Here is a 14993-nt window from a genome sequence, read left to right on the forward strand (position 1 = left end):
GAGGGTTGGGAGGGGGCAAAACCCCGATCGGATGTGCAGGCGGCTCAGGACAAGGACCACACCAGATGAAATTCACCTTCTCCTGGCTCCAGGACCACCTTGAGCCCACCGCCTCCTTCGACGAGATCGTCGAGCGCCTGTCCCTCATCGGCCTCGAGGTCGAAGGGGTGGAGGACAAGGCCAAGCAGCTCGCGCCCTTCGTGGTGGGCGAGGTGCTCACGGCCGAGAAGCATCCCAACGCCGACAAGCTGAAGGTCTGCACCGTCTCCATCGGGACCGGTGACCCCATCCAGGTGGTGTGCGGGGCGCCCAATGCGCGGGCGGGGCTGAAGACCGTGTTCGCGGCGCCGGGCACGGTCATCCCCACCTCGGGGCTGGAGCTGAAGATCGGCAAGATCCGCGACGTGGAAAGCCGGGGCATGCTGTGCTCGGCCCGCGAGCTGGGCCTGTCGGAAGAGCATGACGGCATCCTGGAGCTGCCGGAGGATGCAACCGTGGGCGCGCCGTTCGCGCAGGTGCTGGGCCTCAACGATCCGGTGGTGGAAATCGCCGTGACCCCCAACCGCGCCGACTGCCTCGGCGTCGCCGGCGTGGCGCGGGATCTGGCCGCCGCCGGCCTCGGCGAGCTGATGGCGCCGAAGGTGAAGCCGGTGGATGGCACCTTCCCCGCCCCCTTTGGCGTGACACTGGAGTTCAGCGAGACCGGGTCCCTGTGCCCGGCCTTCGCGCTTCGGGTGGTGAAGGGGGTGAAGAACGGCCCCTCGCCGCAATGGATGCAGGATCGCCTGCGCGCCATCGGCCTGCGCCCCATCAACGCGCTGGTGGACGTCACCAATTTCATGACGTTCGACCGCAACCGCCCGCTCCACGTCTTCGACCTTGCCAAGGTGAAGGGCGACCTCGTGGTGCGCCGGGGCCGGCCCGGCGAGACCCTTCTGGCGCTGGACGGCAAGACCTACGCGCTGGATGAGACCATGTGCGTCATCGCCGACGAGAACGGCGTGGAGAGCCTTGCCGGGATCATGGGCGGGGAGGCTTCCGGCTGCGACGAGAGCACCACCGACGTGGTGATCGAATCCGCCCTGTGGGACGCCATCACCATCGCCCAGACCGGGCGCAAGCTTGCTATCAATTCCGATGCCCGCTTCCGCTTCGAGCGCGGCGTGGACCCGGCCTTCACCCTGCCGGGGCTGGAGCTCGCCACCCATCTCATTCAGGAGATCTGCGGCGGCGATGCGTCCGAGGTGGTGCTGGCCGGCGCCATTCCGGACACCGCCCGCACCATCGCCTTCCCCCTCTCCGAGGTGAAGCGCCTCGCCGGGCTGGAGGCCTCCGAGCAGGAGATCCGCGCCGTGCTGGAGGCCCTGGGCTTCGCCGTCTCCGGCGCGGCGCCGGTGCTGGATGTGGTGCCGCCCTCCTGGCGCGGCGACATCGAGGGCAAGGCGGATCTGGTGGAAGAGGTGGTGCGCATCCTCGGCCTCGATCGCGTGCCCGCCACCGAGCTGCCGCGCGGCGAGGATGCCCGCAAGGCGGTGCTGACCCCGCTGCAGCTGAGGAGCCGCAAGGCCCGCCGGGCGCTGGCGGCGCGCGGCATGGTGGAGGCGGTCACCTGGTCCTTCGTCTCGCAGGAGGCCGCGAAAATGTTCGGCGGCGGCGCGGGCGAGCTGGCGCTGTCCAATCCCATCGCCGCCGAGCTGTCGGACATGCGGCCGAGCCTTTTGCCCGGCCTCATCAAGGCGGCGGGCACCAATGCGGCGCGCGGCTTTGCCGACGTGGCGCTGTTCGAGGTGGGCCAGATCTTCCTGGACGACACCCCCACCGGCCAGCGTCAGGCGGCCACCGGCCTGCGGCGCGGCACCGCCAAGCCCTCGGGCGCCGGGCGCCACTGGTCCGGCACGGCCGGGGCGGTGGACGTGTTCGACGCCAAGGCGGATGCTTATGCGGCGCTCGCCGCCTGCGGGGCGCCGGTGGCGAACCTGCAGGTCACCACCGACGCGCCGGGCTGGTACCATCCCGGCCGCTCCGGCACGCTGCGCCTCGGCTCCAACGCCATGGCCCATTTCGGCGAGATCCATCCCGCCGTGCTGGAGGCGCTGGACGTGAGCGGTCCGCTGGTGGCGTTCGAGATCATCCTCGACAAGATCCCCGAGCCCAAGGCCAAGGCGACGCGGGTGAAGCCCAATCTCGACCTCTCCGCCTTCCAGGCGGTGAAGCGCGACTTCGCCTTCATGGTGGGCCGCGAGGTGCCGGCGGCGGACATATTGAAGGCCGCCCAGGGCGCCGACAAAAAGCTGGTGACGGCCGTGGTCCTCTTCGACCTTTACGAGGGCAAGGGCATCGACCCAGACAAGAAGTCGGTGGCGGTGGAGGTCACCCTCCAGCCGCGCGAGCGCACCTTGACCGACAAGGAGATCGACGAGGTGGCGGGCCGCATCAAAGCGGAAGTCACCAAGAAGACCGGCGCCACCCTGCGGGCCTGATCCGTAGCCGGACCCCATTCGCGGCGGCACTTATGCTGCACCGCCGCGAATGCAATTTGCGAAAGGGCGCCCAAGGGCCGCCGGGACCGCTCCGGGCATGCGCCAGGCGCCTGAAATTGTTATTATAATACCGTTTATATGCTACTTTTTGCCGTCCCCGGAGCTATTCTCAAGCGCATAGCGTTCGTTCAGTCACGAAACCATGCTATCTCGCACGTGCGAAATCTAGGCCCGCAGGAGCTCACTGCATGTTCCCGATACCCAAGCCGGTCCTGACCCCCAACACCTATGCGTACGAATCCGAGCCCATGGTGAAGCCGACCGGCTTCCGGGAGTATGACGCGCGCTGGTTGTTCCAGAAGGAAATCAACCTGATGGGCGTGCAGGCGCTGGGCATGGGCCTCGGCACCCTGATGCACGAGATGGGCGTGAAGCCGGAGATCGTCACCGGCCACGACTTCCGCTCCTATTCCTCGTCCATCAAGCTGGCGCTGGTCTCCGGCCTCATGGCGGCGGGCATCAAGGTGCACGACATCGGCCTCGCCATGTCGCCCATGGCCTATTTCGCCCAGTTCGCCCTGGACGTGCCGGCGGTGGCCATGGTGACCGCCTCCCACAACGACAACGGCTGGACCGGCGTGAAGATGGGCGTCAACCGCCCCCTCACCTTCGGCCCCGACGAGATGACGAAGCTCAAGGAGATCGTCCTCGGCGCCAAGTTCGACCTGAAGGGCGGCGGCTCCTACGTGTTCGTGGAGAATTTCCCCGAGGTCTACATCAAGGACCTCACCGACCGGCCCAAGCTGAAGACCCCCATCAAGGCGGTGGTGGCCTGCGGCAACGGCACCGCCGGCGCCTTCGCCCCGAAGATCCTGGAGGCGCTGGGCGTCGAGGTGGTGCCGCTCGACGTGGAGCTGGACCACACCTTCCCCAAGTACAACCCGAACCCCGAGGACATGGAGATGCTCCATGCCATGCGGGACGCGGTGCTGGAACACAAGGCGGACGTGGCCCTGGGCTTCGACGGCGACGGCGACCGCTGCGGCGTGGTGGACAACACCGGCGAGGAAATCTTCGCCGACAAGGTGGGCGTGCTGCTCGCCCGCGACCTCGCCAAGATCTATCCCAACCCCACCTTCGTGGTGGACGTGAAGTCCACCGGACTGTTCGCCACCGACCCCGAGCTGATCAAGCTCGGCGTGAAGGCGGACTACTGGAAGACCGGCCATTCCTACATGAAGCGCCGGGTGAACGAGACCGGCGCCCTCGTCGGCTTCGAGAAGAGCGGCCACTATTTCTTCAACAAGCCCATCGGCCGCGGCTATGACGACGGCCTCGTCTCCGCCATCGCCGTGCTCGACATGCTGGACCGCAACCCCGGCAAGAAGCTCTCCGACCTGCGCGAGGCCCTGCCCAAGACCTGGTCCTCGCCCACCATGTCGCCCCACTGCACCGACGAGGCCAAGTACGGCATCGTCGCCAAGGTGGTGGAGCATTACGAGAAGCTGGCCGCCGAAGGCGCCCTCGTCACCGGCCAGAAGATCCGCGACCTCGTGACGGTGAACGGCGTGCGCGTCACCTGCGAGGACGGCTCCTGGGGCCTGGTGCGTGCCTCCTCCAACAAGCCCGAGCTGGTGGTGGTGGTGGAAAGCCCGGTGTCGGACGCGCGCATGCGCGAGATGTTCAAGGAAATCGACGGCGTGCTGCGCACCTTCCCCGACGTGGGCGAATACAACCAGACCATCTGAGCGGGGCGGCCCGCCGCCTCTTTTTCGGCGCGCGGGTGCTTTAGCTTTGCAAGTCTTCGACCCTCCGCCGTCGTCCGGCGGAGGGTTTCTCGTTTCAGGGCTCGACCTACCCACGGGCGGCCCTCCCGGCACCGGCCGCAGGCCGGAGCCCCTGGCACAAGGCAACAGATTGACCCTCGACGCGCCCTTCATCGCCATCGTCGGCGCCGGCCCGGCGGGCCTCGCCGCGGCGGAAATGCTCTCCGCATCCGGCGCGCGCGTCGGCGTCTACGACCGCATGCCGTCCGTCGCTCGCAAGTTCCTCATGGCCGGGCGCGGCGGGCTCAACCTGACCCATTCCGAACCGCTGCCCCGCTTCCTGAGCCGCTACGGCGCGGCCGAGGGCCGCCTCGCCCCGGCGCTGGAGGCGTTCCCGCCGGAGGCCCTGCGCCAATGGGCCCTGGATCTGGGCGAGGAAACCTTCGTCGGCTCCAGCGGCCGGGTGTTTCCCCTGAGCTTCAAGGCCTCACCCCTGCTGCGCGCCTGGCTGGCACGGCTCACGCAACAGGGCGTCAGCTTCCACCTGCGCCATGCCTTCCGCGGCTGGAGCCCGGCGGGCGCCGTGCTGTTCGACACGCCGCAGGGTCCGGCCGAGGTGACGGCGGATGCGGTGCTGCTGGCGCTGGGCGGCGCCTCCTGGCCCCGCCTCGGCTCGGATGGCGGATGGGTGGAGGGGCTGCGGGCCGCGGGCGTTTCGGTGAATGCGCTGGCCCCCTCCAACATGGGCGTGACCATCGCGTGGTCGGAGGTGTTCCGCGCCCGCTTCGCCGGCACGCCGCTGAAGCGTATCGCCGTGCGCTTCGGCAAGACCCTGGTGCGCGGCGAAGCGGTGGTGACGGCATCGGGCCTGGAGGGCGGCGCCATCTATGCCCTCTCCACGGACCTGCGGCGGGCGCTGGGTCACCGCGCCATCACCCTCCATCTCGACCTGCGGCCCGACGTGGACGAAAAGGCGCTCGCGGCCCGGCTCGCCACCGCCCCGCAGAAGGCGTCCTTCTCCACCGTGCTGGGCAAGACCGGCGGCCTTGCCCCGGTGGCGGCGAACCTCGTGCGCGAGGTGACCGGCCCGGTCCGACCGGACGCGCTGGCCCTCGCCCGTCTCATCAAGGCGCTGCCGCTGGAAGTGACCGGCCATGCCGGGCTGGAGCGCGCCATCTCCACCGCCGGCGGCATCGCCTGGAGCCATGTGGGCGACGACTACGCCCTCGCCGGCCTGCCGGCCCATCTGCCCCCGGTGTTCGCCGCCGGCGAGATGCTGGATTGGGAAGCCCCCACCGGCGGCTATCTGCTGCAGGCGTGCTTTTCCACCGGCCGCGCGGCAGCGGCGGGCATCAAGGCGCGGCTGAATTTTTGACGAGAGGGCGCGGCGCCCCTCTGCCGCGCTTGGAGGTCGCGAGGCCATGGGCAGGAACACTTCAGGCCGTCATGGCCGGGCTTGTCCCGGAAGTCGGCTATTGCCGACTTCCGGGTGGACGGGCCGGGCGCAACCTCAGAACGGAGTCCGGGCGGCCCGGCGTGGATGCCCGGGACAAGCCCGGGCATGACGGCTTGGAAAATCCGGGCGGCCCCTTCTCCCGCTTGCGGGGGAGGTCTGGGGAGGGGGCACGGCGGGCACCATCGAAACCGGCGGCCCCTGCTGCGCCACCATTGGCCCCACCCTACCTCCCTCACCCGCTGAAGCCGCCCTCATCCAGATAGGACTGCTCCTGCGCCGTCATGGTGCGGCCGAGGATGGGGTTGCGGTGGGGGAAGCGGCCGAAGCGGTCGATGATTTCCTGATGGACCAGGGCGAAGGCCAGCCCGTCCGCCTGTCCCTCCTCCTGCCCCTCCGCCTGTCCCAGCGCGCGATAGAGCGCCACGCAGCGGGCCTGCGCCGCCCTGTCCTCCGCATGCATGAAGGGCAGGCAGAAGAAGCTGCGCAGGCCCGGCGCGATGCCGGGCGCCCCGTCAAAGCCCCGCGCCACCGCCCGCTCCGCCGCCGCGAGCGCGCGGGCGTCGGTGGCAAAAGCCCGCGGCGTGCCGCGGAAGGCGTTGCGCGGCACCTGATCCATCAGGATGATCCACGCCAGCGCTCCCTCCGGCGTCTCCCGCCAATCGTCGAGCGCGCCCGCCACGGCCGCTTCATGGGCCGGCAGCAGGGCGGCCCGGACCTCGGCGTCGAAGGCCGCGCCGCCGCCGAACCACTTCTCCCGGCCCGCCGCCTGCCAGAAGGCGAGCACGTCCACGGGCGTCATATCCGTGCGCGCCATCACCGCAGCCCCGGCGGGGCGAGGGGATTGTCGGTCAGCGCCGCGCGGTCCGGCGTATCCACCTGCGGCACGCCGAGGAAGGCGTTGAACAGGCGGGCGATGACCTTGGGGTCGAGGTCGCGCACGATCATGACCAGCCGCGTGCGATGGTCCTCGTCCGGCCACGCGGGCAGGCGGGCGGGCGGGTGCATCACATGCTGCACGGCGTGGATCACGATGGGCGTCGCCGGCTCCTCCGCCACCTTCACGATGCCCTTCATGCGCAGCACATTGCCGCCATGGGTGGCGCGCAGCAGCTCCAGGAACAGGTCCAGCGTCGCCGCCGGGATGGCGGCATCGGTGGCCAGGGTGAAGGCGCGGATGCGGGCATCATGGCGGTTGGGGTCGAGGCGGTTGGGGTCGGGATTTGCGTCCTCCGGCTCCGCCGCCGCCACATCCTCCGCCGCGAGCCAGCGGGCCACGTCCGGCGTCTTGCCGGCAGTGACATAGAGCCCGGCGCCGAGGATAGCGGCGCCATCCGCCTCCCCCGCGGCGGCATCGAGCAGCCGGGCGGCAGGGGCGAGGCGCTTCAAGCGCAGCTTCAGGGCCTCAAGCTGCGGGCGTCCCGCATCGGTCACCAGGTCGGTCTTGGTGAGGACGATGCGGTCGGCCATGGCGGCCTGCTTCACCGCCTCCTCATGGGCATCCAGGGTGGCGTCGGCATTCACCGCGTCCACCACGCAGACAAGGCCGTCGAGCCGGTAGCGCAGGCCGAGATAGGGGTGGGTCATCAGGGTGTGGATCACCGGCGCCGGATCGGCGAGGCCCGTGGTCTCGATGATGACGCGGGCGAACGGCGGCAGGCGGTCGTTGTCGCGGCCCCGCAACAGGTCCTCCAGCGCTGCCACCAGGTCGCCGCGCACGGTGCAGCACAGGCAGCCGGAGGCGAGCATCACGATGCCCTCCTCCACCGGCCGCACGAACAGGTGGTCGAGCCCCACCTCGCCGAACTCGTTGATGAGCACGGCGGTGTCGGCCAGCGCCGGATCGGCGAGCAGCGCATTGAGCAGCGTCGTCTTGCCGGCGCCGAGGAAGCCGGTCAGCACCGTGACGGGAATGGGCTCCGGCGGCCCGCGACGGGGCGCGGGCGCGGCTTGGTCAGGCGCGACTTGGGCCGGCGCGGTTTGGGCCGGCGCGGTTTGGGCGGGCACGTTGCCCGGCATGGCGATGTCTCCACAGGACGAAGGGGAAGTCCCTTCCCCTTCTCTCGCCTCCTGCCTCCATCAGCCGGCCCGCCGGGTCAAGGGTAATGGGCGTCAGCGGCGATGGATGTCACGGCCGCAGCCACCCGCAACGGCGTGGCGCGGGTCGTGCCGCATTTAGGATGGAGCGCCGTCGGCCCCCTCTCCCGCTTGCGGGGGAGGGTTGGGGAGGGGGCGGCCGGTCTGGGAGGCGGGTTGGAAAGTCGCCTGTTCAGGCCCCTGCCGGTCGGGCCGGCGGTTTGGAGCCGCGGTTTGGAGCCGTCATGCCCCGTTCCAAAGTCCCGGATGGGCTCTCAGGCCGGCGACATGCAAAGCTCCCCCCCCCAACACCCCGGAAGCACGACGGAGCCTGCGGGACGCGGCGCGCAGCTCAGGTGGCGGCTGGCTCTGGCCGGCCCAGCTCAAGCCTCAGGTGGCGGGCTTAGGCGCGGGGGCGGCGCTTTCGGTCGGGGTTTCGGCGGGCTTCGGCTTGGGCTTGGGTTTCGGCGCGGGCACCGAGCCGGCGGTGACCGGCGCCTGGGGCTGCACCTGCTTCTTCTGGGCGGTGCCGCTCGCCGGCTTCTCGCCGGAGGTGGTGGTGCCCGAGGTGCTGGCGCCGGATGTGCTCGCGCTCTTGGGCTTGGCCGCAGACTTGGCCTCATCACCGGTGCTGGCGGTCGCGGTCGCGGGCTTGCTGGCAGCGGTCTTGGGCTTCGGCTTGGCCGCAGGCTTGGCGCTGTCACCGCTTTCGGCCGAGGCGCTCTCGGCGCCGCCGGACGTCTTGGCCTGCTTGGTGTCCTTGGCGGCGGGCTTCTTCTTCGGCTTCTCGTCCTCGGGATAGGCCGTGGCGAGATCCTGCGGCGCGCCCCGGGTGCCCACATAGACCACCACCGGCGGCATGGAGGGCGGCAGGGTCTGCAGCAGCTCGGCGCCGGACTTGGGCAGCACCGGCGCGGCGAAGGCAAAGCCCCCGCTGCTGCTCTCGGGCTCGTCGTCGGCCTCGGAGGCGGTCACCGCGCGCTTGCCGCCGCAGACCTCGGGCTTCATATCGTAGGCCGGGCCACCGGTGTTGGAAATGTTGGACAGCAGCGGCTGCGCCGCCCCGAACACGCCCCAGGACGACTGGAAGCCCTTTTCGAACAGCAGCGCCGCCTGCTCGGTGCGGGCGGTACCCGAGCGGGCGCCCAGCACCACGGCGATGAGGCGCTTGTTGCCGCGGGTGGCCGTGGCGACCAGATTATAGCCGGAGCCGCAGACGAAGCCGGTCTTCATGCCGTCGGCGCCGGGATAGCGGTCGATCAGGCGGTTGTAGTTGCGCAGCACCGCCTTGCCGATCTTGATGGCCGGGATGCGGAACAGGGCCTCGTGCTCGGGGAAGTGATAGATGATGGCCCGCGCCAGGATGGCGAGATCACGGGCGGTGGTGATCTGGTCCGGGTCCGGCAGGCCGTTGGGATTCTCGAAATGGGTGCCGCTCATGCCCAGATGGGCGGCGGTGGTGTTCATCTCCGCCACGAAGGCGGGCATGGAGCCGGCCACGCCTTCGCCCACCACCCAGGCCATGTCGTTGGCGGACTTCACCAGCACCATCTTCATGGCATTGTCGAGGGTGACCACGGTGCCCGGCCTGAAGCCCATCTTGGAGGGCTGCTGGGAGGCCGCGGCGGCCGAGACGGTGAGCGGCGTGTCCAGGGTGAGACGGCCGTTCTTGACGGCGTTGAGCGCCACGTAGACGGTCATCAGCTTGGTGACGGAGGCGGGATGCCAGGGCCGGCCGGCTTCCTTCTGGTCCAGCACGCGGCCGGTGTCGGCTTCCACCAGCAGCACCGGATTGGCCTGCGCGGGACCTGCGAGCGTGAGGCCGAGCACCGCAGCGGCGAGACCAAGGCAGGTTCCACGGCAAAGTCCAGGCCACGTTCCGAGCCACGTTCCAGGCCACGTTCCACGGATGGAGGTCGCCCGGGCGACGGGACTGGATTTCGTGCGCGCCAACCGCTCAACTCCCGTGTCAGTCAGAAGAGATCGCCACCATATCGTTTCTTCATTACCCGTTTTCGCCCCGCCGGGAAAGGCGCAAGAGGGCGGAGGAAGCCAAGCATTGGCGCCATCGGTGGCGTTCTGTTTGCCACATTCTTGCCCCAGTCCCGGAACTGCCGGAATCCCGATCCTGAAAACCTTTCCATCCGGTTACGTTTCCACGATGGGATGCGCCACATCTGCCGTCCCGGTCATGAACTGGGCGCGGGCGAGGGCGGCGAACCGGCCGCCGAGGTTCACCAGCTCGTCGAAGGTACCGGCCTCCACCACGCAGCCGCGCTCGAACACCAGGATACGGTCGGCATTGCGCACGGTGGCGAGGCGATGGGCGATGACCAGGGTGGTGCGGTCCTTCATCACCTCGTCCAGGGCGGCCTGCACCTTCACTTCCGTTGCGGCGTCGAGCGCGCTGGTGGCCTCGTCGAGGATGAGGATGGGCGGGTTCTTCAGCAGGGCGCGGGCGATGGACAGGCGCTGGCGCTCGCCGCCGGACAGCGCCCGGCCGCGCTCGCCCACCACCGCCTTGAGGCCGAGGGGATTGCGCTCCACCAGCTCCAGCGCCTGGGCGCGGGACAGCGCCTCCCGCATCTCGGCCTCGGTGGCGTCGGGCTTGCCGACCCGCAGATTGTCCTCGATGGAGCGGTTGAACAGCAGCGGCTCCTGGAACACCACGCCGATGGCATGGCGCAGGGAGGACAGCGTCGCGTCGCGGATATCCACGCCGTCGATGCGGATCGATCCCGACTGCGGGTCGAATACCCGGTGCAGCAGCGCCAGGGCGGTGGACTTGCCCGCCCCCGTGGTGCCCACGAAGGCGAAGGTCTGGCCCGGCGCCGCATGGAAGGAAACGTCCTCCACCGCCGTGCGCTTGCCGTCGTAGGAGAAGGAGACGTCGTCGAACACCACGTCGCCGGCCACCTGCGGCAGCGGTTTCGCCCCCGGCCGGTCGCGCACCGAGCCCACCGTGTCCAGCACCTCGAAGAACTGGGCGAGCTGCGGGGCCGACATCATGAGCTGGTTGAAGAAGCTCACCGTATTGTCGAGCCGGCCGATGAGCATGTTGGCAAAGGCCACATAGGTGACGATATCGCCGATGGCGGCCATGTTGTTGAGATAGAGCCAGGTGCCGATGAGCAGGATGGCGAGGATGGTGAGCGTGGTCGCCGCCTTGGTCGCCATGGACACCAGGGCCCACCAGGACAACACCGGGATCTGCACCGCCAGCACCCGGTTCACCGTGGCCTTGAGGCCGGACACCTCGGCCTCGGTGCGGGTGTAGCTCTGGATCACCGCCACGTTGCCCAGTGCGTCGGAGGTCTGCTCGGCGAGGTCCGAATTATATTCCTCCACCTCCCGCTGCATGGCCTCGGTCCGGCGAATGACATAGCCGGTGACCACGCCGAATACCGCCATCAGCACCATCAGCACCAGGCCCAGCCGCCAGTTGATCCAGATGCCCACGGGCACCAGCACCACCAGCGAGATGATGGCGGCGCAATCCTGCCGGAAGAAGGAGAGCCACAGGCCCCACAGGGAATCCACGCCCTCCAGCATCACCTTCAGCAGGCGGCCGGAATGGGTCTCGCCGTGGAAGCTGAGCGGCAATTGCAGCACGTGCTCGAAATATTGCGTCAGGATGCCGAGGCGGCGGCGATGGGACAATCGGTCCGCGTGCAGCGAGATCAACACGCCGGCGCCGATGTTGAACAGGCCGAAGCCCACCCAGGCAGCGAGCAGGGGAGTGAGGTCGTTAAAGGTGGGCAGGCGGCCGTCGGCCTTGGTGGCGGCCAGCGTATCCACGATGCGGCCGAACAGGATCGGCTCGGCGAACTGGGCGATGGCCAGCATCAGGTTGGAGACCACCAGCAGCGCCCCAAGCCGGGCCTCCGGGCCGAGCAGGCCGATGGTGCGGGCATAGACGCGAAAAAGGCTCATGGTCGCAGGCTTCCCGTGCCGGTCTGCCGCCACAAGAGCGAAGCGCAGGCGCGGGCGCAAGGGGGGTGGATCAAAGCGGGGAGCGGCTTCTCCCTTTGAAGTCTGCCGCAGTGACCGGGCGCACCGGTGAACCCTCTCCCGCCCGAAGCCGGATTTTTCCGGCTTCGGCTCTTTGGGAGCCGAACTCGGCAACAGCCGAGTTCGGGTGGGGGAGGGCAGGGTGGGGGCAGGACATCTCCGCCGCCCCTCCGCCGGTATTATACCCCGGCGCCTTGCCCCCTCCCCACCCCTCCCCCGCAAGCGGGAGAGGGAGTTGGCCGGCGCGGGAGCGGAAGGCAGGGTTCACCGGCGCTTCTTTTCACTCTGCACCGCCGTCCCCGCACGCTGCGGATTGACGCGCGGGCTTCCCGCCCCTATAAGCCGACCCCGAACTCAGGCGGCTGCGGCGGCCGGAGCCTAGCCCTCATTGCTCGCGTCGAACTCGTTTTCGAGCCGCGCGAGCGGGCACCGGCGACATGCGCCGGCGCAGCTTCGCTGCTGGGGTCCGATGCCACAAGCCACGCAAGATACCCGGAGACTTGACCGTGAAGCGCACCTATCAACCCAGCAAGCTCGTGCGCAAGCGCCGCCACGGCTTCCGTGCGCGCATGGCGACCCGCAACGGCCGCAAGATCATCGCCGCCCGCCGCAGCCACGGCCGCCAGCGCCTGTCCGCCTGAGGGGTGGACATTCGCGGAGCTGCCCAGCTTGGATCATCTCCGCAAACGCCGTGACTTCCTGGCAGCCGCCAAGGCCGAACGCGCCGGGGCGACGTCGTTCCTGATGCAGGGCCGCGATCGCGGCGATGCCGGGACGGTGCGCGTGGGCTTCACGGTCACCAAGAAGACCGGCAATTCGGTGGTGCGCAATCGCATCCGCCGCCGGTTGCGCGAGGCGGTGCGCCGGGTTCTTCCCGAGGCGGGCCGCGCCGGCTTCGACTATGTGCTGGTGGCGCGCGAAGCCGCGCTGCGCACCCCCTTCGAGACCCTGGTGCAGGAGATCGAGCGCAGCGTGCGCAAGGTCCACACGCCCAAAGTCCACACGCCCAAAGTCCCGGATGCCGGAACACGCGGCCCCAAGAGCTCTACGCCAAAGAGCTTTACGCCCAACACCGGCGCGCCCAAGTCTGGCGCGCCAGAGACAGGTGCACTCGCGCCCACCGCACCCAAGCCCAATGCTCCGCACGGCGCCCGCAAGGCGGAAGGCCGGCCGGAGCACACCGCGTCCACCGGAGGGGCCGGCGCTGCGGCCGGCGCGCCCACCCCCCCATCCGACGACATTAAGCCGACGCCCGCCGACGGAGGCCTTCCGGCATGAGTGACAACCGCAACATGTTCATCGCCATCGGCCTGTCGCTGGCGATCCTCATTGGCTGGCAGTTCTTCTTCGGCATTCCACAGGCCGAGCGCCAGCGCCAGGCGGCCGAGCAGCAGCGCATCTCGCAGGAGGTGCAGCAGCAGACCCCGGGCGCAACGCCCGGCGCGACGCCGGGAGCCACACCCGGCTCCGCCGGCGTGCCGCAGGCGGGGAGCCCTGTCCCGGCGCGGCCCCTGACCCGCGAGGAAGCCCTCGCCCTGACCCCCCGCACCGCCATCGAGACCGAGCGCCTCAAGGGCTCCATCGCGCTCAAGGGCGGCCGCGTGGATGACCTGCTGCTCACCGAGTACCACGAGACGGTGGACCCCAAGAGCCCGAACATCGTGCTCCTGTCCCCCTCCGGCGCGCCCCATCCCTTCTATGCGGAGTTCGGCTGGACCGCGGCCGCCGGCACCGGCGTCAAGGTGCCGGGAGCCGATACAGTGTGGACCGCCAGCGGCACGCTGACCGAGAAGACCCCGCTCACCCTCACCTGGGACAATGGCGCGGGCCTGATCTTCCACCGCACCTACACCATCGACGACCACTACATGTTCGCGGTGAAGGACGAGGTGGAGAACAAGACCGGCGCGGCGGTGACGCTCTACCCCTACGCCCTCGTCTCCCGCCATGGCCTGCCCAAGGTCGAGGGCTTCTACATCCTGCACGAAGGCCTCATCGGCGTGCTGGGCGAAAGCGGCCTGCAGGAGATCACCTACGCCAAGATGGACAAGGAGAAGCCCCACACCTTCTCCGCCACCGGCGGCTGGCTGGGCATCACCGACAAATATTGGGCGGCCACCGTCATCCCCGACCAGAGCGTGAAGGTGGACGCCAAGTTCTCCACCTCCACCTTCGCCGGCACCCAGACCTTCCAGGCCGACTATCTGGCCGCCCCCCTCACCGTGGAGCCCGGCGGCACCATCGCCGCGAAGGGCCAGTTGTTCGCCGGCGCCAAGGTGGTGCAGGTGGTGGACGGCTACAAGACGCGGTACGGCATCGACCGCTTCGACCTGCTCATCGACTGGGGCTGGTTCTACTTCATCACCAAGCCGCTGTTCCTTGCCATCGACTGGCTGTATCGCCTGGTGGGCAATTTCGGCGTCGCCATCCTGATCATCACCGTGGCGCTGAAGGGCCTGTTCTTCCCGCTCGCCAACAAGTCCTACGCCTCCATGGCGAAGATGAAGGCGGTGCAGCCGGAAGTGACCGCCATCCGCGAGCGCTACACTGAAGACAAGGTGAAGCAGCAGCAGGCGCTGATGGAGCTGTACAAGAAGGAGAAGATCAATCCGGTGGCGGGCTGCCTGCCCATCCTGATCCAGATCCCGGTCTTCTTCGCCCTGTACAAGGTGCTGTTCGTGACCATCGAGATGCGGCACGCGCCCTTCTTCGGCTGGATCCGCGACCTCTCCGCCCCCGATCCGACCACCATCTTCAACCTGTTCGGGCTCATCCCGTGGGATCCGTCCTCGGTTCCGGTGGTGGGGTCCTACCTCATGCTCGGCGCCTGGCCCATCATCATGGGCGTCACCATGTGGGTGCAGATGAAGCTGAACCCGGCCCCGCCGGACCCCACCCAGCAGATGATCTTCAACTGGATGCCCATCATCTTCACCTTCATGCTGGCCCATTTCGCCGCCGGCCTGGTGATCTACTGGGCGTGGAACAACACCCTCTCGGTCAGCCAGCAGGCCATGATCATGAAGCGCCACGGCGTGAAGATCGAGCTGTGGGACAACATCAGGTCGGCCTTCAAGAAGAAGCAGCCGGCCAAGGGATAGCCACACCGCCGTTTCCAATGGGATCAAAGCGCCGCGCTCCTCGGAGCGCGGCGCTTCTGTTTTGCGGGAATAGGTGACCATATTGACACGTGACTATTTTGGAACA

The 14993-nt window shown here is 68.9% G+C and carries 10 protein-coding genes; 6 read left to right on the forward strand and 4 right to left on the reverse strand.

Going from position 1 to position 14993, the window contains the following annotated elements:
• The first annotated feature begins 65 nt into the window (after window positions 1-65).
• From pheT to V5F48_RS13795, 3 genes are all read left to right on the forward strand, one after another.
• Window positions 66-2480, forward strand: a complete 2415-nt coding sequence (pheT, locus tag V5F48_RS13785) for a phenylalanine--tRNA ligase subunit beta (RefSeq protein WP_394259172.1) — start codon at window positions 66-68, stop codon at window positions 2478-2480.
• A 248-nt stretch (window positions 2481-2728) separates the two neighbouring features.
• A complete protein-coding gene (locus V5F48_RS13790; protein WP_394259173.1) occupies window positions 2729-4228 on the forward strand; it encodes a phosphomannomutase/phosphoglucomutase in 1500 nt (499 codons plus the stop codon).
• 169 nt (window positions 4229-4397) lie between these two features.
• On the forward strand, window positions 4398-5621 hold the full coding sequence (locus V5F48_RS13795) for a TIGR03862 family flavoprotein (RefSeq protein ID WP_394259174.1): 1224 nt from the start codon (window positions 4398-4400) through the stop codon (window positions 5619-5621).
• A 313-nt stretch (window positions 5622-5934) separates the two neighbouring features.
• Here the strand turns inward: V5F48_RS13795 and V5F48_RS13800 are convergent, their stop codons facing one another.
• From V5F48_RS13800 to V5F48_RS13815, 4 genes are all read right to left on the reverse strand, one after another.
• Window positions 5935-6516 carry a DUF924 family protein gene (locus V5F48_RS13800; protein WP_394259175.1) on the reverse strand — a complete coding sequence of 194 codons (582 nt, stop codon included), beginning with the start codon at window positions 6514-6516 and terminating at the stop codon, window positions 5935-5937.
• A complete protein-coding gene (locus V5F48_RS13805) occupies window positions 6516-7718 on the reverse strand; it encodes a CobW family GTP-binding protein (protein WP_394259176.1) in 1203 nt (400 codons plus the stop codon). The genes V5F48_RS13800 and V5F48_RS13805 overlap by 1 nt, the downstream gene beginning before the upstream one ends.
• A 447-nt stretch (window positions 7719-8165) precedes the next feature.
• Window positions 8166-9605: a serine hydrolase gene (locus V5F48_RS13810; RefSeq protein ID WP_394259177.1), complete on the reverse strand. Its 1440-nt coding sequence runs from the start codon at window positions 9603-9605 to the stop codon at window positions 8166-8168.
• Between the two features lie 318 nt (window positions 9606-9923).
• Window positions 9924-11708 carry a glucan ABC transporter ATP-binding protein/ permease gene (locus V5F48_RS13815; RefSeq protein WP_394259178.1) on the reverse strand — a complete coding sequence of 595 codons (1785 nt, stop codon included), beginning with the start codon at window positions 11706-11708 and terminating at the stop codon, window positions 9924-9926.
• A 584-nt stretch (window positions 11709-12292) separates the two neighbouring features.
• On the opposite strand from V5F48_RS13815, the gene rpmH reads away from it, so the two are divergent.
• Genes rpmH through yidC form a run of 3 tightly spaced genes read left to right on the forward strand, consistent with a single transcriptional unit; the run spans window position 12293 to window position 14887 of the window.
• Complete coding sequence (rpmH, locus tag V5F48_RS13820) at window positions 12293-12427, forward strand: 50S ribosomal protein L34 (protein ID WP_394109221.1); 135 nt, start codon at window positions 12293-12295, stop codon at window positions 12425-12427.
• A 28-nt stretch (window positions 12428-12455) separates the two neighbouring features.
• Entirely contained in the window at window positions 12456-13064 is a 609-nt protein-coding gene (rnpA, locus tag V5F48_RS13825) for a ribonuclease P protein component (RefSeq protein ID WP_394259179.1), read from the forward strand.
• On the forward strand, window positions 13061-14887 hold the full coding sequence (gene yidC, locus V5F48_RS13830) for a membrane protein insertase YidC (RefSeq protein WP_394259180.1): 1827 nt from the start codon (window positions 13061-13063) through the stop codon (window positions 14885-14887). The genes rnpA and yidC overlap by 4 nt, the downstream gene beginning before the upstream one ends.
• The last annotated feature ends 106 nt before the right edge of the window (window positions 14888-14993 follow it).

The organism is Xanthobacter autotrophicus ATCC 700552 (assembly GCF_043194565.1).
Classification (GTDB): Bacteria; Pseudomonadota; Alphaproteobacteria; order Rhizobiales; family Xanthobacteraceae; genus Xanthobacter; species Xanthobacter autotrophicus_F.